Annotated in this window: 11 protein-coding genes; 3 read left to right on the plus strand and 8 right to left on the minus strand. The window is 29.7% G+C overall.

What is annotated here, in order from left to right; genetic code table 11:
- Window positions 1-10 precede the first annotated feature (10 nt).
- The 3 genes from RDK80_RS14335 to RDK80_RS14345 are packed head-to-tail and all read right to left on the minus strand — an operon-like array spanning window position 11 to window position 1,849.
- Entirely contained in the window at window positions 11-622 is a 612-nt protein-coding gene (locus RDK80_RS14335) for an ABC-2 transporter permease (protein ID WP_308524653.1), read from the minus strand.
- Window positions 606-1,472 (minus strand): ABC transporter ATP-binding protein, encoded by an 867-nt coding sequence (locus tag RDK80_RS14340; protein ID WP_308524654.1) that lies wholly within the window; start codon window positions 1,470-1,472, stop codon window positions 606-608. Before RDK80_RS14340 ends, RDK80_RS14335 begins: the two co-directional genes overlap by 17 nt.
- A 2-nt stretch (window positions 1,473-1,474) precedes the next feature.
- A complete protein-coding gene (locus RDK80_RS14345) occupies window positions 1,475-1,849 on the minus strand; it encodes a GntR family transcriptional regulator (RefSeq protein ID WP_094903133.1) in 375 nt (124 codons plus the stop codon).
- A gap of 300 nt (window positions 1,850-2,149) precedes the next feature.
- Here RDK80_RS14345 and RDK80_RS14350 point away from each other — a divergent pair, with 300 nt between their 5' ends.
- From RDK80_RS14350 to RDK80_RS14360, 3 genes are all read left to right on the plus strand, one after another.
- Window positions 2,150-3,265, plus strand: a complete 1,116-nt coding sequence (locus RDK80_RS14350) for a glycosyltransferase (protein WP_216559954.1) — start codon at window positions 2,150-2,152, stop codon at window positions 3,263-3,265.
- 110 nt (window positions 3,266-3,375) lie between these two features.
- Entirely contained in the window at window positions 3,376-4,401 is a 1,026-nt protein-coding gene (locus tag RDK80_RS14355) for a lysylphosphatidylglycerol synthase transmembrane domain-containing protein (protein ID WP_216559955.1), read from the plus strand.
- Window positions 4,402-4,517: 116 nt separating this feature from the next.
- Window positions 4,518-5,081 (plus strand): biotin transporter BioY, encoded by a 564-nt coding sequence (locus tag RDK80_RS14360; protein ID WP_094903139.1) that lies wholly within the window; start codon window positions 4,518-4,520, stop codon window positions 5,079-5,081.
- Window positions 5,082-5,098: 17 nt separating this feature from the next.
- Here RDK80_RS14360 and brnQ read toward each other — a convergent pair whose 3' ends face one another.
- From brnQ to RDK80_RS14385, 5 genes are all read right to left on the minus strand, one after another.
- Window positions 5,099-6,388, minus strand: a complete 1,290-nt coding sequence (gene brnQ / locus RDK80_RS14365; protein WP_308524655.1) for a branched-chain amino acid transport system II carrier protein — start codon at window positions 6,386-6,388, stop codon at window positions 5,099-5,101.
- 86 nt (window positions 6,389-6,474) lie between these two features.
- Complete coding sequence (locus tag RDK80_RS14370) at window positions 6,475-7,455, minus strand: biotin--[acetyl-CoA-carboxylase] ligase (protein WP_216559959.1); 981 nt, start codon at window positions 7,453-7,455, stop codon at window positions 6,475-6,477.
- A gap of 110 nt (window positions 7,456-7,565) precedes the next feature.
- Window positions 7,566-8,285, minus strand: coding sequence for a 4-hydroxy-tetrahydrodipicolinate reductase (gene dapB / locus RDK80_RS14375; protein ID WP_308524656.1), 720 nt, complete (start codon window positions 8,283-8,285; stop codon window positions 7,566-7,568).
- 9 nt (window positions 8,286-8,294) lie between these two features.
- Complete coding sequence (dapA, locus tag RDK80_RS14380; RefSeq protein ID WP_308524657.1) at window positions 8,295-9,167, minus strand: 4-hydroxy-tetrahydrodipicolinate synthase; 873 nt, start codon at window positions 9,165-9,167, stop codon at window positions 8,295-8,297.
- 3 nt (window positions 9,168-9,170) lie between these two features.
- Window positions 9,171-10,181 carry an aspartate-semialdehyde dehydrogenase gene (locus RDK80_RS14385; RefSeq protein ID WP_308524658.1) on the minus strand — a complete coding sequence of 337 codons (1,011 nt, stop codon included), beginning with the start codon at window positions 10,179-10,181 and terminating at the stop codon, window positions 9,171-9,173.
- Window positions 10,182-10,340 lie beyond the last annotated feature (159 nt).

Below are 10,340 nucleotides of genomic sequence, written 5' to 3' on the forward strand. Positions count from 1 at the left end.
GATATCCCCCCTATGCAAAGTCCCTTGTTTCATATAACCATAAAGATATTCCTATGGATAAGAAATATACTATAGCTGCTATAGCTGGTAATCCTAATCCATTTAATATGTTCTGAAATTTATAAGATGTTACAATAACAAAATTCATGATAAATATATATACAAATATATTTGCAATACTAGCTATTTTAGGCGGCAATCTAAAAAGAGCTGGCAGTGATATAGATAGCGACAACAATACTATTGGTAAAGTAGATCCTATTAAAGAAAGATTGAAAGTATCCACATCTATAAATCCTAATAGATTGATTATCCACAAATAACCCCCAGTAATAACAAAACCAACTACATAATTTACAAATATAGATAAATACCTGCTAATAACTATATCCCTTTTCTTAATAGGCAAAGATTGCAATAGTATATGAGGTTTTGTCTGCACCTCATAACCAAAAGGTATGGTTGTTAGCATATATACGAATGTATAAATCATTAGATTAACTACAAATTCATTATCTGTTCCCATTGTAAATAAAATAAATGGTACATATAATATTATTAAAATCCAAGATTGTTTATTGGAAAAGGTTAACAAGAAATCTTTTTTAATTAAGTTTAACATCTTCCTGCCTCCTTACACTATAAACCATTATATCTTCAAGTGTTGGTTTTTCAATTAATATCTCACTGCCAAATAACTTCTTTAGCCTTTGAGGATTTTCTGCTAATCCTTCAAAACCTACATTAGTTTCCCTAAGTCCTATGAACTCTTTTCTTGTATCTCTGTCTAATAAATTTTTCCCACCCTTTATCACTCCATAGGATTCTAAAATTTCATCCTTCGATTTTGAAAATACTATTTTACCTTTATTAATAAATGTTATATAATCCGCTATTTTTTCAAGATCTGTCGTTATATGGGTAGAAAAGAATATAGATTTTTTTTCATCTTGTATAATACTATATAATACATCTAAGATTTCAGATCTAAATATTGGGTCAAGTCCTGATGTAGGTTCATCCATTATTATCAAATCTGCATTGTGAGATAAAGCTATTGCCAAAGAAAACTTCATCTTCATACCTTTAGATAATTTTTTTATCTTTTGGTTAAGGTCTAAATCAAAATCCTTTATATATTTATTAAACAACTTTTCATCCCATTTTTTATAAAAAGGTGATATTATATTCTTCATCTGTCTTATGGTCAAATCCTCATAAAAATAAGATTCATCATATACAAAACCAATCCTATTCTTAATTTCTTTTTCGAACTGTATATGGTCTTTGCCAAATACTTTTATCTCTCCAGAATCCTTTTTTAGCAAATTCATTATGAGTTTTATAGTCGTACTTTTTCCTGCACCATTTGGTCCAATAAATCCCATTATATATCCTGGTTCTAATTTAAATGATACATTGTCTAGCTTGAATTTATTAAAATCTTTAGTTAAGTTTTTTATCTCTAACATATTTAAACCTCCTCAAATAGAATCTTAAGCATTTCGTTTACTTCAGTGTACTTTAATCCTAGCAATCTAGATTCTTCCACTACTTCAGCTAATTTTTCTTCTATTATTTTTAATTTTTTTTCTTTCATTAGCTCTTTATTTTGCATAGCTACAAAAGAGCCTTTTCCTTGCATAGTTTCTATAAATCCTTCCTTTTCTAATTCTTCATAAGCTCTCTTAGTTGTAATAACAGATATCTGAAGATCCTTTGCTAGACCTCTTATGGAAGGTAATGCTTCTCCTTCTCCTAGCTCTCCCTTTATTATCATACCTTTTATCTGATTAGCTATCTGCTCATATATTGCTTCATTAGAAGAATTAGATACGATTATTCTCATAACGTCCCTCCTTATATAACTGTTATCTTCGTATATACTGTATATGTCATATATATACAGTATATGTCTATATTATTCTTTTGTCAATATTTTTTTTAATGATGATTTAAATAATATTTATAACGCATATTTATAAGATATAAATACTATATTTACAGATTGATTTATTATATGGTGCAGTAAAGTTTTTTTATATCCCGTTATAGTAATGGGTATATTAATGATGAGAATTTATTTATATATTAATATATCCTAATATAAAATTATTTAATGAATTAACCTATCAAGGGGGACTTATATATGAAAAAAGTACTAATATTTACTGCCTCCATAGGAGGCGGTCATAATGAGGCAGCCTCATGCCTAGAAAAAGAATTTACTCAACATGATTTTATAGTTAAAAAAGTAGATGCATTATTAGCTATAAGTAAAAGCTTCGATTCTTTTATCTCTGGTTCATGTAAAATTATAGTTAATAATTTCCCTAAATTATATGGAAATCTATATGATATCAGCAATAAAGAAAAAACTAATAAATTGCTTAATATATCTTTAGCTAAAATTGCTAAGGAGAAAATTTATAATATGATATTAGAAGAAAATCCAGATTTGATTATTTCAACTCACTCATTTGTCATAAGTATGGTAGGACATTTGAAGGAAAAGAACCTTATCAATATACCTTTTATTTCTGTAGTAACAGACTATGAGGCACATAAAATTTATGTAAATGATAATGTAGATGCATATATTGTTGCTAGTGAACATACAGGAAAAACCTTATTAGCTCAAGGCGTATCTAAGGATAGAATATTCCCTTATGGCATACCAATCAAAGCCGAATTTTTAGATAAGTGTAATATCGCCCCTATAAATAAAAAGCCTTTCCAGATATTATTGATGGCAGGAAGCTTAGGTCTAAAAAGTATGACAAAGGTATTAGATAATATAATAACTCTAGACGGTGATTATCATATTGTGGCTGTTTGTGGAAATAATAAAAAATTAAAACTTTCTATAGAAACAGAATATACTAACCTAATTAAAAGCAATAAAATTACTCTTTATGGATTTACTACTAATATACCATCTATCATGGAAAATTCAGATATACTCATAACAAAACCAGGAGGTTTAACTGTATCAGAAGCAATAGCCAAAAGACTGCCCATGATTATTCCATATTATATTCCCGGTCAAGAAAAAGAAAACTTAGATTTCTTGGTAAAAAATGGTATGGGCATATATGTATATCAGATAAAGGAAATTAAAAGCCTAATAGAATATATTATGAAAAATCCATCTGTTATTAATAGCATGAAAAAAAACATGGAGAAAATGGGTAATGGATTCTGCCCTAATAATGTTGTTTATCTTAGTGAAAATTTAATCAATGATTGTACTTTAAATAGATGAAATTGGCCTAGCATAAAGGTCTTTGACATATATTAATTTTTAATAAGAGATAACTTAATTTTAAAAGCCTAAGAAAAAAAGTGAAGAAACACACAAGGTGGGTTCAATATATGAAAAAGATAATAAATTACATTTTATTAATAGTTTCTCTAGGATTAACTTATTGGATCTTCTTTTATAAAAATGATTTCTCTAATTTTCCTCAATTAATAGGTAAAACCAATAAATTTTATCTCTCCTTAGGCTTTTTATGCATAATATTATACTGGATATTTGATGCATATATAATTTATAAAATAAGAAAGGTACTGGATATTGAAGGTAGCTTTAAATCATCTTTTATAATTACTATGATCGGTCAATATTATGGTGCAATTACACCATTTTCCAGTGGAAGTCAACCTGCACAAATCTATTTATTAATAAATAATGGTTTCCCAGTGGGAACTGTATCTTCATTAATGATAATCAGATTTTTAATTTATCAACTTGTAATTACATTCTACTCAATATCCATGTTTATAATTAATTTTAATTTTCTACTAAATAAAGTAAAATTTGCTATACCTTTTATAGCAATTGGCTGCTTATTAAACCTTTTTATATTATTAATGATAATAGGATTTTTCCGTAATGAAAAATTGATAAAAAAAGTATCTTCCAAAGTTTTTGCTATTGGTCATAAACTAAAACTAATAAAAGATATTAGAAAATTAGAAAATAAAATAGATAAGGGTCTTGTGGACTATACAGTTAGTATAAATCATATGAAGGAAGACAAGAGAATTACTTTACTTTTAATTTTAACTAGTTTTTTACAGCTAACATTTTACTTTTCAATAACTTACTTTGTATATTTAGCTATTGGGCTTATAGGATTTTCTTTTTTAGATATAATTGGAATCCAATCTCTGCATTATACGGCAGTCTCTTTCATACCTACACCTGGCACTGTAGGTGCTGCAGAAGGTGGATTTTATATATTATATAATACCATATTTCCTAGAGAAATCTTAGTATTTGCAATGATACTATGGCGATTTATAAGCTATTATTTTGTAATAATTATGAGTGGAATAGTTACATTGGCCAATTTTATCCACAAAAGAAAAAGAAATCAAGATAAGTATAACTAATCATAATATCTTTTGTAAACCTCTGTATATTTTCCTGTTGACAATTGACTAAAATTAATTTATTATACTATTGTAAACTATTTTTATATAATTGGTTGACAATAGGAGGTAATAAAATGAAATTATCTACAAGACAAATGACTCTAGTTGCTATGTTTACAGGACTTACCACTGTAGGAGCTTTTATTAGTATTCCTTTAGGTGAAGTACCTATAACCTTGCAGACTCTATTTGTTATTTTATCTGGTCTTATTTTGGGTCCTAAATTAGGTGCTCTATCTCAAATAGTCTACATATTCTTGGGTTTAGTAGGTGTACCCATATTTGCAGAATTTACTGGTGGAGTTCAAGCTATAATGAAGCCTAGCTTTGGATTTATTATTGGATTTATTTTTGCAGCTTATATTGTTGGAAAGATTGCCCATTCTGGGGAGAAAGTATCTTCTAAGAATATTTGGATTGCATCTTTAGTTGGAATCATAGTTATATATTTATTTGGTCTGCCTTATATGTATTACATACTAAACATTGTAATGGCAAAAGGTTTATCTTTCAATACGATTATGAAAATAGGATGTCTTATTTTCTTACCTGGAGATTTTCTAAAACTTATAGTAGCTTCAGTTGTTGCAGCTAAGACTTTACCAATATTAAATAAAGCAGGGTTATCTGTAAATTAAGATAACCCTGTTTTTTATTAATTTATTTGAATATCTGATTTGTTTGGCATCAACATTCCCAAAACAGCTCCCAATATTGCTGGAACTAGCCATGATAATCCCCATGAAGCTAAAGGCAAATATTCCACTACATGGGTAAAATATGTCCATATTTTAAATCTATATAATAATTCTAGTGTACTTACTATTAAAGTTGCACATATCGCATGTCTATAAATATTCTTATTTGGCTTGTCACCTAAAATTATAGTTAATAAAATCATGACTATTACAACTGGATACATGAATACAAGTATTGGTTCTGAGAAAGCAATTATAGATTCTACTCCTCTTATGGACATAATGGCACTAAATATAGTAGTTGCTATTACTATAGCCTCATATTTTAGTTTTCCATTACTTATCTTATTGAAATATTGTCCCACTGTGGCAGTAAGTCCTATAGTAGTAGTTAAACAAGCTAAAGACACTACTATTCCAAGACCTATTTTACCAAAACTTTCTAAAGAATTATTTGCTATATTTACTATCAAATCTACCTTCTCTATATCCTTTGAAAATAATGAGCCTCCAGTAGCTCCTAAGTACCCCAATCCTCCATAAACAATAGTTAATCCTATCACTGCTACTAAACCAGCTTTTCTAGTCATGTTCATTTGCTCTTTCTCATCATCATATCCATTTTGAATTAAGGAGGTAGTTATTATTCCGCCAAATAGTATGGAGGCTAAAGCGTCCATGGTTTGATATCCGCTAATAAATCCCTCAGAAAAAGGTCTTGCAAAGCTTTCTGCTACAGGTACACCCATAGGATCAAAAAGACCCTTGATTATAATTAGACCTAATAATATAAGTAAGGCTGGTGTTAAAATCTTTCCTATCTTATCAATTACTTCATTGGGCTTTATAACTAATAATAAGGTTATCCCAAAATAAAGTATAGAAAATATTGTAGAATTGCCATTAGGCATAATGGGTAAAACTCCTATTTCAAAAGCAGTCGCTCCAGTCCTCGGAATTGCTAATAAGGGACCTATAGCCAAAACAACTGTTATTCCCAGAAATTTACTAAATAAGGGTGAAACTCTTCTTCCTAGTTTATCTACATCTCCTCCAGCTTTAGCAGAAGCTATTATTCCCAAAAGAGGCAATCCAATCCCTGTAATAAAAAAACCAAACATAGACCAATTCCATTTTTGGCCTGCCAGCAGCCCTAAAAATGGAGGAAAAATTAAGTTTCCTGCTCCAAAAAACATGGAAAACAAAGCTGCTCCTAAAATAAATGCATCATTTTTCTTTTTCTTCACAACAACACCTCTCTATATTTTAAAAATTATTTAAATTGTACCATAAGTCTGAAAATTGTTCAACTATTCTTATAAATTTAGTGTTGTTATATATATCCTTCTAATCCTCTAATAGATATTTCTCCTGAATAAATATTTTCAACAACTCCACCATCAAATTCTACGACCAAATGCCCTTCTTCATTTATGTCTAATGCCTTTCCTACTCTTACTTCATCTCCTCTGATTATTCTAATGTCTTTACCTATTAATGCAGAATTTGCTTTACATATATCTATTGCTTCAGATATAGAGTCTTTATCTATAAAGTCTTTATATATTTTCTCAAACTCATTAAGAATATTGGCAAATAATTCTTTTCTATCTATTTCTTTGTCTTCAATTATCTTAATAGATGTAGCTTTATCTTTTAACTCTTCAGGTATATCACTTTCATCAAGATTAACATTTATACCTATCCCCATAATTACATAATTAATCATATTTAATTCAGCACTCATCTCTGTCAATATCCCACAAATCTTTTTTCCATCTATTAATACATCATTTGGCCACTTTATCTGAGATTTTATATTCATATTAGATAAGGCTTTATATACTGTTGCTGCACCTAATAAGGTTATCTTAGCTACCTTCATTGGATCTACTTTAGGTTTTAGAATTATACTCATCCATATACCCTTTCCCTTTGGAGATATCCAATGTCTTCCTAATCTGCCTTTTCCTTCTTCTTGTTGCTCCGCCACTATAACAGTACCTTCTTTTTCCCCAAAAGCTATTTCCTTGGCTTTTCTATTTGTAGAATTTATCGAATTAAAATAGTATATATTTCTTCCTATAAAATCAGTATCTAAATATTCTGCCACTTCTTCATATGTGAGTATATCTGGAAAAGACATTATTCTATAACCTTTTCTAGGAATAGATTCTATAATATATCCATCTTCCTTCAACATATTTATGTATTTCCATATGGCAGCACGAGTCATATGAAACTCCTTAGACATTTCTTCTCCAGATATAAAATCTTCACTGTCCTTTAGTATCTTTAGAATTTTATTTTTCAATTTATCACCACCTAAAATATAGTGAATAATTAATAGATAATAGTGAATAGTTAAAAGACAACAAGCTTTTACTTAAAACTATTCACTATTCACCATTCACTTTTCACTATTTATATCTTCAATACATCCTTCATGCTATATAGTCTTGGTTCTTTTCCAATAATAAATTTAGCTGCTTCTATGGCACCACTAGCAAAGACTTTTCTATCATAAGCCTCGTGAACAATTTTTATGGATTCTAATTCATTTATAAAGTTTGCTTCATGGTATCCAACTATATTTCCACCTCTTATGGCATGAATACCTATCTCACCTTTTTCCCTCGGACATTCACCAAGTCTTCCATATTGGTGAGGCCTCACTTCTCCTAGACCTCTTTCTATAGATTCTACTATGGTTACGGCACTACCTGATGGTGCATCTTTTTTTCTATTATGATGTGCTTCTATTATTTCAATATCAGTCTTATCTCCTAATATTGCAGCAGTTTGCTCCACCAATGCAAATAAAAGATTCATTCCTAATGACATATTAGTTGCATGAAGAATTGGAATTTTAGTAGAGGCTCTCTTTATCTTTTGATTTTGTTCTTCACTATATCCTGTAGTACCTATTATAATTGGTAATCTTCTATCTAATCCAATTTGAAGTACCCTATCTAATGAGGATTCATGAGTAAAGTCTAGCATTACATCAAATTTAATATCATCTGCTGGCATAGGAATCGTCCTACATAAACCATATACATTAGTCCAATAAGAATCCTGTATTGCTAATTCTTTAATTGCTTTCCCCATTTTGCCATTTATCCCATTGATTAATAAATTCATATTAACCTCCTAAATGATATTTAATTTCCTCATTTCTTCTGCTAGTTTATTTCTATTTATTTCCTCCATAGGTGTTAAAGGTAATCTTAGTTCATTCTCAATATAATTCATTTCTACTAAAGCTGCTTTAACCGGTATAGGATTTACTTCACAGAATAATAAATCTATGAATCTCTTATATTTTAACTGAAGCCTTAATGCTTCTTCCACATCCCCATTCATGAATGCTTCACACATATGCTGAATTTCTTTAGGGATAACATTAGATGCTACAGAAATAACTCCATGACCACCGCAGGCATATATAGGTATTACCTGATCATCATTTCCTGAGTAAATCATAAAATCTTCTGGAACTAATCTTTTTATCTCTAGTATCTGTGAAATATTGCCACTAGCTTCTTTAACTCCTATAACATTTTCCACCTTTGACATTGCTACAACCACATCTGGAGGTATATTCACTGCTGTTCTGCCAGGTACATTATATAATATAACTGGTAACTTTGTAGCATTAGCTACTGCTGTAAAATGGGCTATCATCCCTTTATTCGTACATTTATTATAATAAGGCGTAACAATTAGTATTCCATCAGCACCTAATTCTTCTGCCTGTTTAGTATATTTAACTGCAACATCAGTACAATTAGAACCAGTACCTACTATAATTGGAATCCTCTTAGCATTTTTTTCTATTGCTGTACGAATAACTTCTTCCCTTTCTTCATAGCTAAGTGTTGAAGCCTCACCTGTTGTACCTAATACTATTAAAGCTTGGGTTCCGTTTTCAATTTGAAAGTCAATTAGTCTTTCATAGCCATCCTTATCAAATTTTCCATTCTTAAATGGGGTAACTATAGCAACACCTGCTCCCTTAAACATTAACTATCCCTCCATTTTAATATTCTCTATTGCTTCTATAATTTGAACAGCATTAGTGGCTGCACCTTTTCTAAGGTTATCTGCCACTACCCAAAGAGATAACCCCTTTGGATTATAAAGATCTTTTCTTATTCTCCCTACATAGGTAAAATCTGTATTTGCTGCTTCTATAGGTGTAGGATATCTATTCATCTCCGGGTCATCATCTACTATTATACCTTGAGATTCTTCTAATATTTCTTTAATGCTATTTATATCTACTTCTTCTTTTAGCTCCAGATAAATTGATTCACTATGACCATAAAAAACTGGAATTCTAACTGCTGTAGGATTAATTTCTATTGAATCATCTTCCAGAATCTTATGTGTTTCATGCACCATTTTTAACTCCTCTTTTGTAAATCCATTATCATTAAATACGTCTATGTGAGGTATACAGTTTCCAGCTATTTTTCTTGGATATACTTTATTTGGATATTCTTCATCCCTTATTTGGTTTTGTAATTCATCTATAGCTTTGTATCCACTTCCAGACACTGCTTGATAAGTAGATACTACAATCCTTTTTATGCCATATTTCCTATATAAAGGCGCTATAGCTACTATCATTTGAGTAGTAGAGCAATTTGGATTAGCTATTATTCCTCTATATCCCCTTAGGACATGGGAGTTTACTTCTGGTATTACTAAAGGTATATTCTCAACCATTCTAAAATGTGATGAATTATCTATTACCATATTACCTGCATCTCTAGCTATTGGTGCAAATTTTTCTGATATACTTCCACCTGCTGCAAATAATAGATAGTCGTACTTTTCCTTCATAACATCTTCTGTGAGAAGTTCTACTGTAATTTCTTTATTATACTTATCTAGTCTAATAATTTTTCCTGATGATTTTTCAGATGCAAAAAGTCTTAGATTCGATACAGGTAAATTTCTTTCCATAATCACTTCAATCATCTTTTGCCCTACTGCACCTGTAGCTCCTACAATTCCAATAGTTAAACCCATGTTATATCACTCCTATTCTTGGGTAATTAATAGATATATTATATATCTTCTGACCTTCCTAAACAAGAAATTCTTCAGTTATTGTCATACTGTTATTATATGAGAAAGCTGTTAAATATTAACTCGTATTTCTGATTATTTAAATATATAATATAATAT

The sequence above is a fragment of the uncultured Tissierella sp. genome (assembly GCF_902479755.1).
GTDB lineage: Bacteria > Bacillota > Clostridia > Tissierellales > Tissierellaceae > Tissierella > Tissierella carlieri.

What these genes read in the sequence shown, in the direction of transcription:
- RDK80_RS14385 (WP_308524658.1), bottom strand. Translation starts at nt 10,181, where the DNA reads ATGGGTTTAACTATTGGAATTGTAGGAGCTACAGGTGCAGTAGGGCAA.
- RDK80_RS14350 (WP_216559954.1), top strand. Translation starts at nt 2,150, where the DNA reads ATGAAAAAAGTACTAATATTTACTGCCTCCATAGGAGGCGGTCATAAT.
- RDK80_RS14355 (WP_216559955.1), top strand. Translation starts at nt 3,376, where the DNA reads ATGAAAAAGATAATAAATTACATTTTATTAATAGTTTCTCTAGGATTA.
- RDK80_RS14335 (WP_308524653.1), bottom strand. Translation starts at nt 622, where the DNA reads ATGTTAAACTTAATTAAAAAAGATTTCTTGTTAACCTTTTCCAATAAA.
- RDK80_RS14340 (WP_308524654.1), bottom strand. Translation starts at nt 1,472, where the DNA reads ATGTTAGAGATAAAAAACTTAACTAAAGATTTTAATAAATTCAAGCTA.
- dapA (WP_308524657.1), bottom strand. Translation starts at nt 9,167, where the DNA reads ATGTTTAAGGGAGCAGGTGTTGCTATAGTTACCCCATTTAAGAATGGA.
- RDK80_RS14345 (WP_094903133.1), bottom strand. Translation starts at nt 1,849, where the DNA reads ATGAGAATAATCGTATCTAATTCTTCTAATGAAGCAATATATGAGCAG.
- dapB (WP_308524656.1), bottom strand. Translation starts at nt 8,285, where the DNA reads ATGAATTTATTAATCAATGGGATAAATGGCAAAATGGGGAAAGCAATT.
- RDK80_RS14360 (WP_094903139.1), top strand. Translation starts at nt 4,518, where the DNA reads ATGAAATTATCTACAAGACAAATGACTCTAGTTGCTATGTTTACAGGA.